Source organism: Piscinibacter sp. PDB5-1, assembly GCF_056676035.1.
Genome location: NZ_JBWVZL010000003.1, coordinates 459,745 through 478,065, shown reverse-complemented (window position 1 = coordinate 478,065; position 18,321 = coordinate 459,745). Strand labels below are relative to the sequence as shown.

General features: G+C 66.0%; 19 protein-coding genes. 13 read left to right on the top strand and 6 right to left on the bottom strand.

Translation table 11 applies throughout. The features are described from left to right. Positions 1-117: 117 nt before the first annotated feature. The gene (greA, locus tag AC1KAT_RS15125) at positions 118-594 is read left to right on the top strand and encodes a transcription elongation factor GreA (protein ID WP_480327380.1); all 477 of its coding nucleotides are present in this window, start codon (positions 118-120) and stop codon (positions 592-594) included. Between the two features lie 14 nt (positions 595-608). Further along, complete coding sequence (locus AC1KAT_RS15120) at positions 609-1,067, top strand: DUF4149 domain-containing protein (RefSeq protein ID WP_480327378.1); 459 nt, start codon at positions 609-611, stop codon at positions 1,065-1,067. Here the strand turns inward: AC1KAT_RS15120 and AC1KAT_RS15115 are convergent. Then, positions 1,045-1,518, bottom strand: a complete 474-nt coding sequence (locus AC1KAT_RS15115; protein WP_480327376.1) for a YhbY family RNA-binding protein — start codon at positions 1,516-1,518, stop codon at positions 1,045-1,047. The two genes, AC1KAT_RS15120 and AC1KAT_RS15115, sit on opposite strands and share 23 nt — an antisense overlap. A 32-nt stretch (positions 1,519-1,550) precedes the next feature. Between AC1KAT_RS15115 and AC1KAT_RS15110 the strand changes: the two genes are divergently transcribed. The 4 genes from AC1KAT_RS15110 (at position 1,551) to glmM (ending at position 6,622) form a co-directional block, all read left to right on the top strand. After that, complete coding sequence (locus tag AC1KAT_RS15110; RefSeq protein WP_480327374.1) at positions 1,551-2,228, top strand: RlmE family RNA methyltransferase; 678 nt, start codon at positions 1,551-1,553, stop codon at positions 2,226-2,228. Positions 2,229-2,396: 168 nt separating this feature from the next. Further along, complete coding sequence (gene ftsH, locus AC1KAT_RS15105) at positions 2,397-4,298, top strand: ATP-dependent zinc metalloprotease FtsH (RefSeq protein WP_480327372.1); 1,902 nt, start codon at positions 2,397-2,399, stop codon at positions 4,296-4,298. An 89-nt stretch (positions 4,299-4,387) separates the two neighbouring features. After that, a complete protein-coding gene (gene folP / locus AC1KAT_RS15100; RefSeq protein WP_480327370.1) occupies positions 4,388-5,227 on the top strand; it encodes a dihydropteroate synthase in 840 nt (279 codons plus the stop codon). Positions 5,228-5,287: 60 nt separating this feature from the next. After that, complete coding sequence (gene glmM / locus AC1KAT_RS15095; protein WP_480327368.1) at positions 5,288-6,622, top strand: phosphoglucosamine mutase; 1,335 nt, start codon at positions 5,288-5,290, stop codon at positions 6,620-6,622. Positions 6,623-6,709: 87 nt separating this feature from the next. Here glmM and AC1KAT_RS15090 read toward each other — a convergent pair whose 3' ends face one another. After that, positions 6,710-7,183, bottom strand: a complete 474-nt coding sequence (locus AC1KAT_RS15090) for a fasciclin domain-containing protein (protein WP_480327366.1) — start codon at positions 7,181-7,183, stop codon at positions 6,710-6,712. 228 nt (positions 7,184-7,411) lie between these two features. Here AC1KAT_RS15090 and pstS point away from each other — a divergent pair, with 228 nt between their 5' ends. From pstS to phoR, 7 genes are all read left to right on the top strand, one after another. Next, positions 7,412-8,449, top strand: coding sequence for a phosphate ABC transporter substrate-binding protein PstS (pstS, locus tag AC1KAT_RS15085; protein ID WP_480327364.1), 1,038 nt, complete (start codon positions 7,412-7,414; stop codon positions 8,447-8,449). 153 nt (positions 8,450-8,602) lie between these two features. Further along, a complete protein-coding gene (pstC, locus tag AC1KAT_RS15080; RefSeq protein WP_480327362.1) occupies positions 8,603-9,580 on the top strand; it encodes a phosphate ABC transporter permease PstC in 978 nt (325 codons plus the stop codon). Further along, positions 9,577-10,449 carry a phosphate ABC transporter permease PstA gene (gene pstA / locus AC1KAT_RS15075; protein ID WP_480327360.1) on the top strand — a complete coding sequence of 291 codons (873 nt, stop codon included), beginning with the start codon at positions 9,577-9,579 and terminating at the stop codon, positions 10,447-10,449. Before pstC ends, pstA begins: the two co-directional genes overlap by 4 nt. A gap of 16 nt (positions 10,450-10,465) precedes the next feature. Further along, positions 10,466-11,251, top strand: a complete 786-nt coding sequence (gene pstB / locus AC1KAT_RS15070; RefSeq protein ID WP_480327358.1) for a phosphate ABC transporter ATP-binding protein PstB — start codon at positions 10,466-10,468, stop codon at positions 11,249-11,251. Positions 11,252-11,265: 14 nt separating this feature from the next. Further along, positions 11,266-11,970 carry a phosphate signaling complex protein PhoU gene (gene phoU / locus AC1KAT_RS15065; RefSeq protein ID WP_480327356.1) on the top strand — a complete coding sequence of 235 codons (705 nt, stop codon included), beginning with the start codon at positions 11,266-11,268 and terminating at the stop codon, positions 11,968-11,970. 97 nt (positions 11,971-12,067) lie between these two features. Then, complete coding sequence (gene phoB, locus AC1KAT_RS15060; protein ID WP_480327354.1) at positions 12,068-12,769, top strand: phosphate regulon transcriptional regulator PhoB; 702 nt, start codon at positions 12,068-12,070, stop codon at positions 12,767-12,769. An 18-nt stretch (positions 12,770-12,787) separates the two neighbouring features. Further along, positions 12,788-14,182: a phosphate regulon sensor histidine kinase PhoR gene (gene phoR / locus AC1KAT_RS15055; protein ID WP_480327353.1), complete on the top strand. Its 1,395-nt coding sequence runs from the start codon at positions 12,788-12,790 to the stop codon at positions 14,180-14,182. On the opposite strand, the gene AC1KAT_RS15050 is transcribed toward phoR, so the two are convergent. From AC1KAT_RS15050 to trxA, 4 genes are all read right to left on the bottom strand, one after another. Continuing rightward, the gene (locus AC1KAT_RS15050) at positions 14,167-15,828 is read right to left on the bottom strand and encodes an ArnT family glycosyltransferase (protein ID WP_480327351.1); all 1,662 of its coding nucleotides are present in this window, start codon (positions 15,826-15,828) and stop codon (positions 14,167-14,169) included. The two genes, phoR and AC1KAT_RS15050, sit on opposite strands and share 16 nt — an antisense overlap. 126 nt (positions 15,829-15,954) lie before the next feature. Beyond that, positions 15,955-16,209: a type B 50S ribosomal protein L31 gene (locus AC1KAT_RS15045; protein WP_085751606.1), complete on the bottom strand. Its 255-nt coding sequence runs from the start codon at positions 16,207-16,209 to the stop codon at positions 15,955-15,957. A gap of 175 nt (positions 16,210-16,384) precedes the next feature. Then, complete coding sequence (gene rho / locus AC1KAT_RS15040; protein ID WP_480327348.1) at positions 16,385-17,647, bottom strand: transcription termination factor Rho; 1,263 nt, start codon at positions 17,645-17,647, stop codon at positions 16,385-16,387. Positions 17,648-17,890: 243 nt separating this feature from the next. Beyond that, on the bottom strand, positions 17,891-18,220 hold the full coding sequence (trxA, locus tag AC1KAT_RS15035; protein ID WP_480327346.1) for a thioredoxin TrxA: 330 nt from the start codon (positions 18,218-18,220) through the stop codon (positions 17,891-17,893). Between the last annotated feature and the right edge of the window lie 101 nt (positions 18,221-18,321).

The following is an 18,321-nucleotide window of genomic DNA, read 5'->3' as shown; positions in this document are numbered from 1 at the left end:
CCTGCGAAGGAGAAGGCGGCGGTTCCGTTTCAGGGCCCGGGTTGCACGTGATGGTGACCCGGCCCATTCCGAGCGCGCCGTCGGCGCGTTTTCATTTTCTGTGTCCCAGGGATAGCCATGGCAACCATTCCCCTCACCAAGCGCGGTGCCGAGAAGTTGAAGGAAGAGCTGCATCGGCTCAAGACCGTCGAGCGGCATGCCGTCATCCAGGCGATTGCCGAGGCGCGCGCGCAGGGTGATCTGTCCGAGAACGCCGAGTACGAAGCGGCCAAGGACAAGCAGGGCTTCATCGAAGGCCGCATCCTCGAAGTAGAAGGCAAGCTGGCGGCCGCGCAGATCATCGACCCGACCACGCTCAATGCGGGCGGGCGCGTGGTGTTCGGTGCCACCGTCGATCTCGAAGAAGAAGAGACCGGCACCGCCGTCACCTATCAGATCGTCGGTGAAGACGAAGCCGACCTGAAAGAAGGCCGCATCTCGATCGGTTCGCCGATCGCGCGTGCGCTGATCGGCAAAGAAGCCGGCGCCGTGGCCGAGGTGCAAGCCCCGGGCGGCGTGAAGAGCTACGAGATCGTGGACGTGCGCTACATCTGATCGGCAGCGCACCGATGACCATCACCCGCGTTTGCGCACTGCTGGCCGCACTGTGGGCGGGCGTGCTGCTGGCCATCGGCGCACTCGCCGCTCCGGCTGCTTTTGCGGTGGCCACGCCCGACGTGGCGGGCCGCATCGCCGGGCGCCTGTTTAGGCAAGAAGCCTACGCGGCGCTGGTGGTGTCGATGCTGCTGTTCATCATGCTGCGCCGGGTGGCACGCGACCGCGCTGAACAAGGGCAGGGCTCGGTGCTGAGCCCCGAGATGTTGCTGACCCTGGCCGCGCTGTTCGTCACGGTGCTGGGCTACTTTGGCTTGCAGCCGATGATGCAGGCGGCGCGGGCGGGGCAGGGCAGTTTGTCGTTCGGTGCGCTGCATGGCCTGTCGGCCGCAGCGTTTGGACTCAAGGGCCTGCTGGTGCTGGCCCTTGCGTGGCGCTTGTCGCGCCCGGTCAGTCTGCCGCCGTCTTCTTGATGCTGGTCTGACGGCGCTTGGCGCGCTTGACTTCACCGCCGGCCGCGATGCGCTGGTTACCCAGCACCTGGATCTTCTTGATCTGCGGGCGGTTGTTGCCGCTCTTCGAGAACTTCAGGATCTTCACGATCTTCGGTCCCGGCTTGCGGTCGTCGCGTTCGGCCTTTTCTTTCGGCGCGATCGGCCGCCACAGCACCAGCAACTTGCCAATGTGCTGGATGGGCGCGGCGCCCAGTTCGTCTGCCAGCTTGGCGAAGATCGTTTCGCGCGTGGCGCGTTCGTCGGAGAAGACACGCACCTTGATGAGCCCGTGGGCGTTCAAGGCGGCATCGGTTTCTTTCATCACGGCGGCGGTGAGGCCGTCACCCCCTATCAGGACCACGGGGTCCAGGTGATGGGCTTCGGCGCGTTTTTCCTTGCGCTGGGCAGGGCTGAGTTCAATGGCAGGCATGTGGCTATTATCGACGGCCCCCGAGTTCATTCATGAAGATCAAGACAAAGAGCAAGAAGGTCAACAAAGCGTGGTTGTCTGATCACATCAACGACCCGTACGTCCGGCTGGCACAGAAAGAGGGTTATCGCGCTCGGGCCGCCTACAAGCTGAAGGAAATCGACGAAGAACTGCACCTCATCCGGCCGGGGCAGTTGGTGGTCGATCTGGGGGCGACTCCCGGGGCCTGGAGCCAGTACCTGCGCCGAAAGTTCGCGCCCAAAGAGGCGGGGTCCGGCGGGGCGGCGGTGGGGGCCCTCAACGGCACCATCATTGCGCTGGACCTGCTGCCTTTCGAGCCGATCGAAGGCGTGCATTTCATTCAGGGCGATTTTTGCGAAGACGCCGTGCTGGCCCAGTTGCAGGCCGTGCTGGCCGGCCGGCCGGTGGACGTGGTGGTGTCCGACATGGCGCCGAACCTGTCGGGCATCGAGATATCGGACGCGGCGCGCATCGCCCACTTGGTCGAACTCGCGGTCGATTTTTCGCAAACCCACCTCACGCCGAGTGGGGCTTTGGTCGCCAAGGTTTTTCACGGCAGCGGTTACAGCCAACTCGTCGAAACCTTCAAAAAGACCTTTCGTGTCGTCAAAGCAATCAAACCCAAGGCCTCGCGCGACCGGTCTTCTGAAACCTTTTTGGTCGGCATCGGTCTGAAGAGCCCGAAATGAGTGCGTGGGCTCGTGTTTGACGCCGCACAGAAACGCACAAATACCCGCGCGGAGCGGGCCCAGTTCTCGCATATTGCCAACACTTGACTGAACTAGAATGACCCTCAACTACCGTGGATGCCAGGCGCAATCGTGCGCCTGTGCGGAAGATTGGAAGAAGGAGCCGCGGTGAACAATCAATGGTTCTCCAAAGTCGCAGTTTGGTTGGTGATCGCCCTGGTGCTTTTCACCGTCTTCAAACAATTCGATAAAGGTGCGACGCAGGGGACGCCGATCGGCTACTCCGACTTCCTCGAAGAAGTCCGCAGCAAACGCATTCGCACGGTGACGCTGCAAGAGGGCCCCGCCGGCACGGAAATCGCAGCCGTCACGTCCGATGACAAGCGCCTGCGCACCACCGCCACGTACCTCGACCGCGGCTTGGTGGGCGACCTCATCGCCAACGGCGTCAAGTTCGACGTCAAGCCGCGCGAAGAGCCTTCGGTGCTGATGAGCATCCTGGTCTCGTGGGGCCCGATGCTGCTGCTGATCGGCGTGTGGATCTACTTCATGCGTCAGATGCAGGGCGGCGGCAAGGGCGGGGCGTTCAGCTTTGGCAAGTCCAAGGCCCGCATGCTTGACGAGGCCAACAACACCACCACTTTCTCTGACGTCGCGGGTTGCGACGAAGCCAAGGAAGAAGTGCGTGAACTGGTCGATTTCTTGAAAGACCCGCAGCGCTTCCAGAAACTGGGCGGCCGCATTCCCCGCGGTGTGCTGCTGGTCGGCCCTCCGGGGACCGGCAAGACGCTCTTGGCCAAGGCCATCGCGGGCGAGGCCAAGGTGCCGTTCTTCAGCATCTCGGGTTCTGACTTCGTTGAAATGTTCGTCGGCGTGGGCGCGGCCCGCGTGCGCGACATGTTCGAGCAGGCCAAGAAGAGCGCGCCCTGCATCATCTTCGTGGACGAAATCGACGCGGTCGGCCGCCATCGTGGCGCTGGCCTCGGAGGTGGCAACGACGAACGCGAGCAGACGCTGAACCAGATGCTCGTCGAGATGGACGGCTTCGAAACCAACCTCGGCGTGATCGTGATGGCGGCGACCAACCGGCCCGACATCCTCGACCCCGCGCTGCTGCGCCCGGGCCGCTTCGACCGCCAGGTCTACGTGACCTTGCCCGACGTGCGTGGCCGCGAGCAGATCCTCACCGTGCACATGCGCAAGGTGCCGGTGGGACAAGACGTGCGTGCCGACATCCTCGCGCGCGGCACGCCGGGCTTCTCGGGTGCCGATCTGGCCAACCTGGTCAACGAGGCTGCCCTCTTCGCCGCCCGCCGCAACGGGCGTGTGGTCGAGATGGTGGACTTCGAGAAGGCCAAGGACAAGATCATGATGGGCCCCGAGCGCAAGTCCATGGTCATGCCCGAGGAAGAGCGCCGCAACACGGCCTACCACGAGGCCGGTCACGCGCTGGTGGCGCGCCTGATGCCCAAGACCGACCCGGTGCACAAGGTGACGGTCATTCCGCGCGGCCGCGCGCTGGGCGTGACGATGCAATTGCCCGAAGGCGACCGCTACAGCATGGACAAGGAGCGCATGCTCTCGACCATCTCGGTGCTGTTCGGTGGCCGCATCGCCGAAGAAGTGTTCATGAACCAGATGACCACCGGCGCGAGCAACGACTTCGAACGTGCCACCCAGATCGCCCGCGACATGGTCACGCGCTACGGCATGACCGATGAACTGGGCCCGATGGTGTACGCCGAGAACGAAGGCGAAGTCTTCCTGGGCCGTTCGGTCACCAAGACGACCAACATGTCTGAAGAGACGATGCGCACGGTCGATTCGGTCATCCGCCGCATCATTGATGAGCAGTACGCGATTGCGCGCAAGCTCATCGAAGACAACCAGGACAAGATGCACGCGATGGCCAAGGCGCTGCTCGAATGGGAAACCATCGACGCCGACCAGATCGACGACATCATGAACGGTCGCCCGCCGCGTCCGCCGAAAGACTGGACGCCGAGCGGCAGCAAGCCGACCGGCCCCACGCCGCCGGTGAGCACCGACGGCGCACCTGCGGCGGTCTGACCGCAAGCGGCTGTCGCTGCACACACCAACGGGGCTTCGGCCCCGTTTCCTTTTTGAGTCTTCGATCTCGTGAGCTTCGCGACGCGCCCATGACGACCCCGCACTGGCAGACCCGCCGCTTTCGCATCGACCTGAGCCGTCCGCGCGTGATGGGCATCGTCAACACCACGCCCGATTCGTTCTCGGACGGGGGGCGTCACGCGGAGGCCAGCGCCGCGCTGGCCCACTGCGAGCGGCTGCTGAAAGAAGGGGCCGACATGCTCGACATCGGCGGCGAATCGAGCCGCCCCGGCGCGCTGGCCCTGCCGCTGGCGGAAGAACTGCGCCGCGTCGTGCCCGTGTTGCGCGAAGCGGTGCGCCTGGGCGTGCCGGTGTCCATCGACACCTACAAGCTCGAGGTGATGCGCGAGGCGCTGGCGCTGGGCGCCGACATCGTGAACGACATCAACGCGCTGCGTGCGCCGGGTGCCTTGGACCTGGTCGCGGCCGACCCGGCCTGCGGCGTGTGCCTGATGCACATGCGCGGGGAGCCGAAGTCGATGCAGTCCGACCCGGTCTACACCGACGTCGTGACCGAGGTGGCGGAGTTTCTGCAGGCGCGTGCCCAAGACGTGATCACGGCCGGCGTGGCGGCGGACCGCATCGTGCTCGACCCCGGCATCGGGTTCGGCAAGACGCCTGCCCACAACCTGGCGCTGCTGCAGCGCCAACGCGAGTTGCTGAAACTGGGTTTCCCCTTGCTGGCGGGGTGGTCGCGCAAGAGCACCTTGGGCACACTCACGGGTCGCCCGGTGGACGAGCGGCTCGTGGCCAGCGTGGCCGCCGCGCTGGCCGCAGTGCAACTGGGCGCCCGGGTCGTGCGGGTGCACGATGTGGCCGCCACGGTCGATGCGTTGCAGGTGTGGCAGGCCGCCGGGCTCGCCCCCTGAGGCCCCAGCCCCTGCGGCACAATCCGCCCGCCGCGCAGACGGCACACCCAAGGAACAACCATGAGCAGAACCTATTTCGGCACGGACGGCATCCGCGGAACCGTCGGGGAGGCGCCGATCACGCCCGATTTCATGCTGCGACTCGGCCACGCCGTGGGCCAGGTGCTCAAGCGCAGCGTGGCGCGCCCCACGGTGCTCATCGGCAAGGACACGCGCATCTCGGGTTACATGATCGAGTCGGCCCTCGAAGCCGGTTTCGCCTCGGCGGGTGTCGATGTGCTGCTTAGCGGCCCGGTGCCCACCCCGGCCGTCGCCTACCTCACGCGGGCGCTGCGGCTCGACCTGGGCGTCGTGATCAGCGCCTCGCACAACCCCTTCCACGACAACGGCATCAAGTTCTTCTCGGACATGGGCGAGAAGCTGCCCGACGACTGGGAGCGGCAGGTCGAAGCCGCACTCGAATTGGCGCCGCAGTGGGTCGATTCGGCGCGCCTGGGCAAGGCTCGCCGGCTGGACGATGCCCAGGGCCGCTATGTCGAGTTCTGCAAGAGCACCTTCGCCAACGACATGTCCCTCAAGGGCTTGAAGATCGTGATCGACGCGGCGCATGGGGCGGGCTACCAGGTGGCGCCGGCCGTCTTCCATGAACTGGGCGCCGAGGTGTCGTGCATCGCCTGCTTGCCCGATGGCCTGAACATCAACGACGGCTGCGGCGCCACGGCGCCGGCAGCGCTGGTCGCGGCGGTGAAAGAGCGCGGCGCCGACTACGGCATCGCCCTCGACGGCGACGCCGACCGGCTGCAACTGGTGGACCGCGCCGGGCGTCTCTACAACGGCGACGAACTGCTGTACGTGATGGTCGCCGACCGCTTGGCGCAAGGCCAGCGTGTGCCGGGTGCCGTCGGCACGCTGATGACCAACCTGGCGGTCGAGACGGCCTTGAAGGCGCGCGATGTCGAGTTCGTGCGCGCCAAGGTCGGCGACCGCTACGTGCTCGAAGAACTGGCCGCGCGCGGCTGGGTCTTGGGCGGCGAGGGCTCGGGCCACCTGCTGGCGCTCGACCGCCACACCACGGGTGACGGCATCGTCAGCGCGCTGCAGGTGCTGCAGGCGGTCAAGCGCAGTGGACAGACGCTGGCCGAACTGCTGGCGCCGGTGCAGCTTTGCCCGCAGGTGCTCGTCAACGTGCGCTTGAAGCCCGGGCAGGACTGGAAAGCTGCCCCCGGTCTCGCCGAGATGCAGGCGACGGTTCAGCGTGAACTGGGTGCCAACGGCCGCCTGCTGATCCGCCCCTCGGGCACCGAACCGCTGGTGCGCGTGATGGTCGAGGCGCGCGATGGCGAGCAGGCGCGGCAATGCGCCGAGCGGCTGGCGGACGTGTTCCGCGCGGCCTGAGCGCGTCAGCTCCCATGAAAAACGGCACCCTGAGGGGTGCCGTTTTCGCTGGTGCCGGCGCGCGACATGTCGAGCGCCGGCGGCGTCTTACTTCTTCGGCGGCATCAGCACGCGGTCGATGATGTGCACGACGCCGTTGGCGGCCGGCACGTCGGCCGTCGTCACGACGGCGTCTTCCACGGTGACGAAAGTACCGGCTTGCGACACGGCGAGCGTGCTCCCGCCGAGGGTCTTCACGTTGCCGTTCTTCACGTCGGCGGCCAGCGTCTTGCCGGCGATCACGTGATGCTGCAGCACGGCGCTGAGCGCGGCCTTGTCGTGGCCCAGCGCTTCGAGGCTCTTGGCGGGCACGGCCTTGAAGGCTTCGTCACTGGGTGCGAACACGGTGTAGGGGCCGGCGCCCTTGAGCGTCTCGTCGAGCCCGGCCTGCTTCACCAGACGGGTGAAGGTGCTGAGCTGGGCATTTGCGGCGGCAGATTCAGGGATCGCGGCCGGGCCGGTGGCGCACCCGGCCAGGGCGAGGGCAAGGGTGGCGATGGCGAGGCCAAGGCGTGTGTTCATCGAAAGACTCCGTGTGAAGGTTTTGACATCTCGCGCCCCGAGGGCGGGCGACCCACGCAGCGTAGAAGTCACGCATGACAACGCCGTGACCGATTCGTGACGCTGTCACGCGCCCTGTCACGCGGGGCGAAGCGCTCGTGCGCAGATGACAGTCGTGTCACGTCTTTGTCATGGAGCCCCCCTAGAGTGCCGGCATCCCCTGCTTTTGCACTCAGAAAGGTGACTTTCATGACTCTTCCGACGATCCGTCTGGCCCTGGTGGCTGCCTCGCTCGCGCTGACCACGGGTGCCGCCCTGGCGCAGGACGTCACCGGTGCCGGCGCGACCTTTCCGGCGCCGCTGTATGCCAAGTGGGCCGATGCCTACAACAAGGCCACGGGTGCCCGCATCAACTACCAGTCGGTGGGCTCGGGCGCCGGCCTGCGCCAGATTCGCGGCAAGACGGTCGATTTCGGTGCTTCGGACATGCCGCTCAAGGACGACGAACTCACCAAGGACGGCCTGGTGCAGTTCCCCACCGTCATCGGTGGCGTGGTGCCGGTGGTCAACATCAAGGGCGTGGCCCCGGGCCAGCTCAAGTTCACCGGCCAGTTGCTGGGTGACATCTACCTGGGCAAGGTGACCAAGTGGAGCGACCCGGCCATCGCCGCGCTCAACCCCGGCGTCGCGTTGCCGGATGCGGCCATCTCGGTGGTGCGCCGTGCCGACGGCTCGGGCACCAGCTTCATCTGGACGAACTACCTCTCGAAGGTCAACGCCGACTGGAAGGCGAAGGTCGGTGAAGGCACCGCCGTCAACTGGCCGACCGGTGCCGGTGGCAAGGGCAACGAAGGCGTGGCTGCGTTCGTGGGCCGCCTGCCCAACTCGATCGGCTACGTCGAGTACGCCTACGTGAAGCAGAACAAGATGACCTACGCCCAGGTGCGCAACAAGGACGGCCAGTTCGTCTCGCCCGACGAAGACAACTTCAAGGCCGCCGCCGCCGGCGCCGACTGGGCCAAGTCGTTCTACCAGGTGCTGACCGACCAGCCCGGCCGTGCGTCGTGGCCCATCACCGGTGCCACCTTCATCATGATGCACAAGGCGCAGGACAAGCCGGTGCAGGCCTCGAACAGCCTGAAGTTCTTCGAGTGGGCCTTCGGCAACGGCGACAAGATGGCGTCGGATCTCGAATACGTGCCGCTGCCCGACTCGGTGAAGAACCTGGTCCGCAAGCAGTGGGGCGACATCAAAGACGCCTCGGGCAAGCCCGTCGCCTTTAAGTAAGCACCGATCGCGCGTGACCCGGACCCCCGCCGCAGAGCGGTGGCCGGGCACCCCTGGCGAGCACCCGGTGGGAGGCCGAGGCGGTCGCCAGACACACAGTTGGGAGGGGCCGTGGCCGCTACATTACCCGCAACTCACTACCAAGACGACGAGATGCCGCGGTCAGATCCGATGGGGCGTCCACCGGTGGCGCGCCGCAGCGCCCCCTGGGCGGACAGGTTGTTTTCGATGCTGGCGCATGGCGCGGCGATCCTGACCCTGATGCTGCTGGCCGGCATCATCGTCTCGCTGGTCATCGGCGCCGCACCGTCGATCAGGGAATACGGGCTGAGCTTCCTGTGGCGCAGCGAGTGGGACCCGGTGCAAGACCGCTACGGCGGCCTCGTGATGATCTACGGCACCGTGATGACCTCGCTCATCGCCCTGGTCATCGCCGTGCCCGTGAGCTTCGGCATTGCGATTTTCCTCACCGAGCTGTCGCCCAACTGGCTGCGCCGGCCGCTGGGCATCGCGATCGAGCTGCTCGCCGCGGTGCCGTCCATCGTCTACGGCATGTGGGGGCTGCTGGTGTTCAGCCCGGTGCTGTCCACCTACGTGCAGCAGCCGCTGCAGCAACTGTTTGGCGACACACCCGTGCTGAGCCAGCTGGTGTCGGGCGCGCCGGTGGGCATCGGCATCCTGTCGGCGGGGATCATCCTCGCGATCATGGTCATTCCCTTCATCGCTTCGGTGATGCGTGACGTGTTCGAGGTGACGCCGCCCATGCTGCGCGAGTCGGCCTACGCGCTCGGCTCGACCACCTGGGAGGTGGTCTTCAAGGTGGTGCTTCCCTTCACCAAGACCGGCGTGATCGGCGGCATCATGCTCGGCCTCGGCCGTGCGCTCGGTGAAACGATGGCCGTCACCTTCGTGATCGGCAACTTCAACCAGCTGAGCAGCCTGTCGCTCTTCGAGGCGGCCAACAGCATCTCGTCGGCGCTGGCCAATGAGTTCGCCGAAGCCAACGAAGGCCTGCACCAGGCCTCGCTGATCTACCTGGGGCTGGTGCTGTTCTTCATCACCTTCGTGGTGCTGTCGCTGTCGCGCCTGCTGCTGGCCCGTCTGAAGAAGAACGAAGGGGGCCGCACATGAGCACAGGCTTCATTCAAATGGATGGCACGCGCCTGGCCAAGCACCGCCGGCGCAAGCTGGTCAACACGGTGGCGCTCGCGCTGTCGCTCGGGGCCATGGCCTTCGGCCTGTTCTGGCTGGCGTGGATCCTTTTCGAAACGCTGCGCCTGGGCATCGGCGGCCTGAACCTCGCCGTGTTCACCGAAATGACGCCGCCGCCGATGGCCGAAACCGGTGGCCTCGCCAATGCGATCTTCGGCTCGCTGGTGATGGTCGGCCTGGCCACCTTCGTGGGCACGCCGATCGGCATCTTGGCCGGCATCTACCTGGCCGAGTACGGGCAGAAGACGTGGCTGGGCGCGACCACGCGCTTCATCAACGACATCCTGCTGTCGGCGCCGTCCATCGTGATCGGCCTGTTCATCTACACGGTCGTGGTGGCGCGCTTCAAGTCGTTCTCGGCCATCGCGGGCATCCTGGCGCTGTCGCTGATCGTCATTCCGGTGGTCATCCGCACCACCGAGAACATGCTCGCCCTGGTGCCCAACGCGCTGCGTGAAGCGGCCTATGCGCTGGGCACGCCGAAGTGGCGGGTCATCATGACCGTGACGCTGAAGGCGGCCCGCGCCGGTGTGATCACCGGGGTGCTGCTGGCGCTGGCGCGCATTGCCGGCGAAACGGCACCGCTGCTCTTCACGGCCTTGTCGAACCAGTTCTGGACCTCGAACCTCGGCGAGCCGATGGCGAGCCTGCCGGTGACGATCTTCAAGTTCGCGATGAGTCCGTACGAGAACTGGCAGAAGCTGGCCTGGGCGGGGGTCTTCCTGATCACCGTGGGCGTGCTGGCGCTCAACATCCTGGCGCGGGTGTTCTTCCGCAACAAGAACTGAATTCAAGGTGCAACCCATGGACACCAAAGTCGATACCGCCGTGGCCGAACGCGTCAAAGTGGCCGTGCGCGATCTCAACTTCTATTACGGCGCCTTCCACGCGCTCAAGCACATCAACCTCGACATTCCCGAAAAGAAGGTCACCGCCTTCATCGGGCCCTCGGGCTGCGGCAAATCGACGCTCTTGCGCACCTTCAACCGCATGTTCGAGCTGTACCCCGAGCAGCATGCCGAGGGCGAGATCATGGTCGATGGCGAGAACATCCTCACGTCCAAGCACGACGTGTCGCTCATCCGCGCCAAGATCGGCATGGTGTTCCAGAAGCCGACGCCGTTTCCGATGTCGATCTACGACAACATCGCCTTCGGCGTTCGCCTGTTCGAGACGTTGCCGCGCGTCGAGATGGACGAGCGCGTCGAGTGGGCCCTGAAGAAGGCCGCGCTCTGGAACGAGGTGAAAGACAAGCTCAACCAGAGCGGCTCGGGCCTCTCGGGCGGCCAGCAGCAACGGCTGTGCATCGCGCGCGGCATTGCGATCAAGCCCGAGGTGCTGTTGCTCGACGAGCCGTGCTCGGCGCTCGACCCGATCTCGACCGGCAAGATCGAAGAGCTGATCCACGAGCTGAAGAACGACTACACGGTCGTCATCGTCACGCACAACATGCAGCAGGCCGCGCGCTGCTCTGACTACACGGCCTTCATGTACCTGGGCGACCTGATCGAGTTCGGGCCGACCTCGGAGCTGTTCATGAAGCCGAAGAAGAAAGACACCGAGGACTACATCACGGGCCGATTCGGCTGAAAGGGAGCGGTGACATGGACAAGCATCTTTCCACGCAGTTCGACTCCGAACTCAGCGGCATCTCGACCCGCGTGCTCGAAATGGGCGGCCTGGTCGAGTCGCAGGTCGCGCAGGCGGTCTACGCCCTCACGCACTTCAGCGGCGACATCGCGACCGACGTGCTGCGCAACGAAGAGCGCGTCAACTCGATGGAAGTCGAGATCGACCGCGACCTCTCGACCATCATTGCGCGGCGCCAGCCCACGGCACGCGACCTGCGCCTGCTGATCGCCATCAGCAAGACCATCGCCAACCTCGAACGCGTGGGCGACGAGGCGGCGCGCATCGCACGCACCGTGCAGCGCCTGATCAACACCGGCGTGTCGAGCCGCCTGCGCTTGCCGGTCAACGACCTGGCCTTCGAAGCCGAACTCGCGGTGGCCCAGCTGCGCAAGGCGCTCGACGCGTTCGCGCGGCTCGACACGGCCAAGGCCCTCGAAGTGCTGAAGCAAGACGACCAGATCGACCAGGAGTTCGACGGCCTGCTGCGCAAGCTCATCACCTACATGATGGAAGACCCGCGCACCATCTCGTCGAGCATCGACCTCGTGTTCGTGGCCAAGGCCATCGAGCGGGTGGGCGACCACGCGAAGAACCTGGCCGAAGCCATCATCTACATCGTCGTCGGGGCGGACGTGCGGCACAACCCGCTCGCCACCATCGAATCGATGATGAAGTGATGCCCGAAGGCCGGACGGTGAACGACGTGACAACTGCAATGCAGCGGGGCGAGCGCATGCCGGGTCGGCAGCGCGGCCCCTTCAACGAGGTGCAAACATGAGCCAAGTGCTGGTGGTCGAAGACGAAGCGGCGATTGCCGAGTTGATGTCCCTCAACCTGCGCCACGCGGGCTACGAAGTGGTGGTCGCGTCGAATGCCGACGAGGCCATCGCCCAGGTGGACAAGGTGCTGCCCGACCTGGTGGTGCTCGACTGGATGCTGCCCGGCCAATCGGGCCTGGCGCTCGCCAAGCGCTGGCGCTCGCAGGCCCGCACACGCGAGCTGCCGATCATCATGTTGACGGCCCGCGCCGAAGAGTCCGACAAGATCTCGGGGCTCGACGCCGGTGCGGACGACTACCTGACCAAGCCCTTCTCGACGCACGAGCTGATGGCGCGCATACGCGCCGTGCTGCGTCGCAAGGCGCCCGAGGCGCTCGACGCGGCGGTCGAGATCGGCGCGCTGCGCCTCGACCCCGCCACGCGTCGCGTCTCGCGCGACCAGCAAGAGGTGCGCATCGGGCCGACCGAATTCCGCCTGCTGCACTTCTTCATGACGCACCCCGAGCGCGTGCACAGCCGATCGCAACTGCTCGACCGCGTGTGGGGCGACCACGTGTTCATTGAAGAGCGCACGGTCGATGTGCACGTGAAGCGGCTGCGTGAAGCGCTGCAACCCATCCAGTGCGCGCACATGATCGAGACCGTGCGCGGTGCCGGCTACCGACTGACGCAACAGGTGCAAAGCCTGTCCGCGTAGCGGATTCCCGGGAGTGGCATGAACTGGTTGTTGCCTCGCCTGACGGCCGCGGCGTTTGCTGCGTTCGTCGGCGGCCTGTTGGGCTATTTCATCGGCGAGCCCGTGCGCGCGCCGGTCACGAGTGTGCTGATCGGTGCGTCGCTGGGCGTGGCGGTGATGTCGATCATCGACACCTTGCGCGCCTTGCGGTTGACACGATGGCTGAGCGGCGGGCAAGAGCAGAACGCCCCGCGCGACAGCGGCTTCTGGGGTGAGCTTGGCTACCGCGTCGAGCGGGCGATCCGACTGCGCGAGCAGGGCGTGACGAACGAGCGCACGCGGTTGGCGCAGTTTTTGTCGGCCATCGAGGCCTCGCCCAACGGCGTGCTGCTGCTCGACGCCGGCGACCAGATCGAATGGTGCAACTCGGTGGCCGCGGCGCACTTCGGGCTCGACCCCGAGCGCGACCGCCGCCAGCGCATGACCAACCTTGTGCGCTCGCCCGCTTTCGTCGCCTACCTGCAAGCGGGCGAGTTCGCGCAGCCGGTGCTGCTGACGCACATGCTCGGGGGTGCCACGCTGTCTGTGCAGGTGCGCGTGTACGGCGAGGGCATGAAGCTCGTGCTGTCGCAGGACATCAGCGAGCGCGAGCGGTCGGAGGGCATGCGCCGCGACTTCGTGGCCAATGTGTCGCACGAGATCCGCACGCCGCTCACGGTGCTGTCGGGCTTCATCGAGACCATGAACAACCTGCCGCTCACCGAGGTCGAGCGGCGCCGCGTGCTCACGCTGATGGGGCAGCAGACGCAACGCATGCAGACGCTGGTGGCCGACCTTTTGACGCTGGCCCAGCTCGAAGGCAGCCCGCGTCCGCCGAGCGACCGCTGGGTGTCGGTGGCCAAGCTGCTGTCACAGGCGCAGGCCGATGGCTCGGCGCTGTCGATGGCGCGTCACCAACTGGTGTTTGCGCCGGTCGATGAGGGCGTGCAGCTCGCCGGCACCGAGACCGAGCTGATGAGCGCCGTGGCCAACCTCGTGACCAACGCCGTGCGCTACACGCCCGAGGGCGGGCAGATCAGGGTCCAGTGGCGCGTGCGTGACGACGGCGCCGGTGTGATCACCGTGAGCGACACGGGCCTGGGCATCGCGCGCGAACACATCCCCCGGCTGACCGAACGTTTCTACCGCGTGGACGGCAGCCGTTCGCGCGACACGGGCGGCACAGGCCTGGGCCTGTCGATCGTCAAGCACGTGGTGCAACGCCACGGCGGCGAGCTCGACGTGCAAAGCGAGTTGGGCAAGGGGTCGAGCTTCAGCCTGGTGTTTCCTGCGGCGCGGGTGCGCCGCGGCGAGGCCGTGGCAGAGCTGGCCGGGGCTGCCGCGCCCGGCGATGCCGGCGAGGCCGCGTCGAACGGCGCTCAGTCGCGGCGGTAGATCGCCGTCACGTCCTGGCCATCGGTCGGGCGGCGCTCGCGTGCGACGAGCGTCCACGGCGTCGTGGCCACAGTGGTCTTCGCCTGCTGGCGCGACTCGGTCAGCAGCAGGTATTTGCAGGTCGTGTCGGTGGCGGGTGTGACCGCATCGACGTGGTAGCCGCCGAGGTGTTCGAGCGCCACCACCAACGGGCGCGGCATGCCGGGCGCGGCGATGCACGAATCGTTGGGCAGGTGCTGCGAGATGCGCGTGATCAGCGGGCGGTAGCTGCGTGCGTAGTCGAGCAGCGGCAGCCACAGCGTCATCAACAGCAGCCAGCACAGGGCCACACCGCTGGCGGGCAGCACGAGGCTCTTCCACAGCGGGTGGCGGTTGCGCCCGGTGCGCCACTGCACGAGCCACAGCCAGGCGGCCGTCGCCAGCACCGCAGCCACGAAGGCGATCAGCGAAAAGCTCGGCACGAAGCCCGGAGCCAGGCGCGTCACGTTCGCGGCCGGCTTGGCGGGCATGCCGGTCTGCATGGCGATGTAGACCACCCAGATCACCAGCGCGCTGATGGTGAAGAAGAACACCGAGAACCAGTCGATCGCCGACGAGGTGCTGCGCTTCAAGGTCGGCAACGCGAAGGCGGCAAGCACCGCCAGCGGTGGCAGGGCCAGCATCAAGGCGCGGTCCGACCCGCCCATCAACGCGCCCGCGACGATGCTCACCAGCGCGCAGCTCAAGGGCACCGAGATGTGCCGGTGCAGCCAATGCGAGCGCCAGCGGTAGAGCGTCCACAGCGCCAGCGGCCACACCGGCCACATGAACCACAGCCACTGCCGCAGCAGCCCGGTGACGAGGCCGTCGCGCAGCGAACTGGCCAGGCGCAGGCCCCAGGCATCCATCGCGGTCGCCACCAGGGCGGCGAGCACACCCGAGGCGATGATCCAGCCGCTGAACTGGCGGGCCGGCGCATAGCTCGATCGGCCGCACACGATGGCGCCGGTGATGGCCAGCGCCACCGCGATGCTCGGCGCACCGCTCGCGGCCAGCGCGGGCAGGGCGGCCAGCACCGCCACACGACTCTGCGTGGCGCGAAACGGCACCACCGCGAGTGCAAACATGAAGAGGGCGACGCTGGCAAGCTGTGCGAGTTCGGGTGTGGTCTCATGCCCCAACTGCAGCAGCCCCAGCGTGGCGATGACGGCGAGCAGCGCGCCATCGGCAATCGCGCGGGCGTAGTCGGTCGGGTTGGCCTCGCCGCCAAACGCGAAGGGCAGCGGCTGCGCAGCCTCGGTGCGCGCCAGGTGGTAGGTGCTGTACCAGGTCAGCAGCAGCACCAGACCCAGCAAGATCGCGAAGGGAATCCGCGCCGCCAGCGCCGGCCCCATCAACGGACCGAGCAGCTTGATGAACGCCGCCCCCAGCCAGTAGGGCAGCAGCGCGGCATCGGCCGGCAGGCCGCCGACGGTGGGTGCGAGCCAGCCCGTCTTGCCCTGCGCGATGCTGAACATGTAGCCGAAGGCCGTGACATCGGCCGAGCGCCAGGGCTCGCGGCCGAACAGGCCCGGCAGCAGGTAGGCCGCGCAGAACAGCCACAAAGCGACGCGGGGCAGCCGCTGCGCGGCGCGCTGGGTGACGAGGGCGGGGTTGGGTGTGTTCAAGGCGTGCGGTGAATGGCAGCGGCGATGATGCAACAAGCGATGGCTTGGCGGCGATTCAGGCCGCAGCAACAAAAAAGGCAGCCGGAGCTGCCTTTGTTGCTGCGTGGTCTTGCGACCACGAGGAGATCACTTCTTGAGGTGCGCAAACTTGTTGCGGAACTTCTCGACGCGGCCGCCCAGCGAGTCCACGCTCTTTTGCGTGCCGGTGTAGAAGGGGTGCGATTCGCTGGTGGTTTCGAGCTTGAACAGCGGCACTTCGCGGCCGTCGTCGAGCTTGATGGTTTCTTTGGTCTGAGCGCACGAGCGCGTCACGAACTTGAAACCGTTGGACAGATCCACGAAGCAGACGTCGCGGTAGTTGGGGTGAATGCCTTCTTTCATCGGGAACCTCGCAGGGTAAGTGCCGGGAGCCACGCCGAACCCTTCGGCGCACTTTCCGGAATGCGGAAAACCGCGAATTATATCTATATCTGTGGAATCAATGGACTGGGCGACTTTCATGGCCCGGCGGCAGGTCAGCGCGGCGCGCCACCTGCCTGGATGCGTGCGGCAGCGATCAGCCGCCGCGACGCATCATGTCGAAGAAGTCCAGGTTGGTCTTCGTCGACTTCATCTTGTCGAGGATGAACTCCATCGCCTCGATCTCGTCCATGTTGTAGAGCAGTTTGCGCAGGATCCACGTCTTCTGGAGGATCTCGGGCTTCAGCAGCAGTTCTTCGCGGCGCGTGCCCGACTTGTTCAACAGGATCGACGGGTACACCCGCTTCTCGGCCATGCGGCGGTCGAGGTGGATTTCCGAGTTGCCGGTGCCCTTGAACTCTTCGTAGATCACTTCGTCCATGCGGCTGCCGGTATCGACCAGCGCCGTGCCGATGATGGTCAGCGAGCCGCCTTCTTCGATGTTGCGTGCGGCGCCGAAGAAGCGCTTCGGGCGTTGCAGCGCGTTGGCATCGACACCGCCCGTGAGCACCTTGCCCGACGAGGGCAGCACGTTGTTGTACGCGCGGGCCAGGCGGGTGATCGAGTCCAGCAGGATCACCACGTCCTTCTTCAGTTCGACCAGGCGCTTGGCGCGCTCGATCACCATTTCGGCCACTTGGACGTGGCGCTGCGGCGGTTCGTCGAAGGTCGAGCTGATGACCTCGCCGCGCACGGTGCGCTGCATTTCGGTCACTTCTTCGGGTCGCTCATCGACCAGCAACACCATCAGCACGGCGTCGGGGTGGTTGGCCGTGATGGCGTGGGCGATGTGGGTCATCATCACCGTCTTGCCGCTCTTGGGCGGTGCGACCAGCAACGCGCGCTGGCCTTTGCCCAGCGGCGCGATCAGGTCGATGATGCGGCCGACGATGTTCTCTTCGCCCTTCATGTCTCGCTCTAGCCTGAACTGCTCTTTCGGGAAGAGCGGCGTCAGGTTCTCGAACATGATCTTGTGCTTGCTCTCCTCGGGCGTCACGTTGTTGACGCGATCGACCTTCACCAGCGCGAAGTAGCGTTCGCCGTCCTTCGGGACGCGCACTTCGCCTTCGACCATGTCGCCGGTGTGCAGGTTGAAGCGGCGGATCTGGCTCGGCGACAGGTAGATGTCGTCGGTGGACGCCATGTAGCTCGCATCCGGTGCTCGCAGGAAGCCGAAGCCATCGGGCAGCACTTCGAGCACGCCGTCGCCGAAGACCTGCTCGCCACCCTTGGCGCGCTTTTTCATGATCGCAAACATCAATTCCTGTTTGCGCATGCGGCCGGCGTTGTCGATCTCCAGCGCCTCGCCCATTTTCAGAAGCTCGGAGACGTGAAGCGCTTTCAGTTCGGACAGATGCATGGGCGAAGACCCTGGGGTGAAAGACCGCGTGTGGCCCGCGCATGGGGCTTGCGGCGTTGTGGCTGCTGCGGCGAGCCGGTTCAGGATGAACCGAAGCACGCGCCGTGCGGCCGGGGAAAACTCAAACGCTGGGGTAGGGGGCCGAACTCATGCGCCTCGAACGGGCATGGTGGCTTGGAAATTCAGGTGGGGCGAGAAGAAACCCGTTTGGTCGGAGCTTCTCGCGCCCACGATTGCGGCGAATTATAGATTGCCGTCGATGAAGGCCGTCAACTGGGCCTTCGACAATGCGCCGACTTTGGTGGCGGCGAGTTGGCCGTTCTTGAAAAGCATCAAGGTCGGGATGCCGCGAATGCCGAACTTGGCGGGCACGTCGCGGTTCTCATCGACGTTCATCTTCGCGATTTGCAGGCGGCCGTCGTAGTCCTTCGACACCTCGTCGAGGATGGGGGCGATCATCTTGCAGGGGCCGCACCACTCGGCCCAGTAATCGACCAGCACGGGCTTGCCCGCCTGGATCACGTCGGCCTCGAACGAGGCGTCGGTGGTGTGTTTGATCAAGTCGCTGCTCATGGGATTTGTCCTTGGCGTCAGCCACCCGCCGCGGGTGACAAGGCAAAATGATTTTGACATATCGGCCCTGTCGCGGCCGGGACGCCCGCCCCCTGCCACGC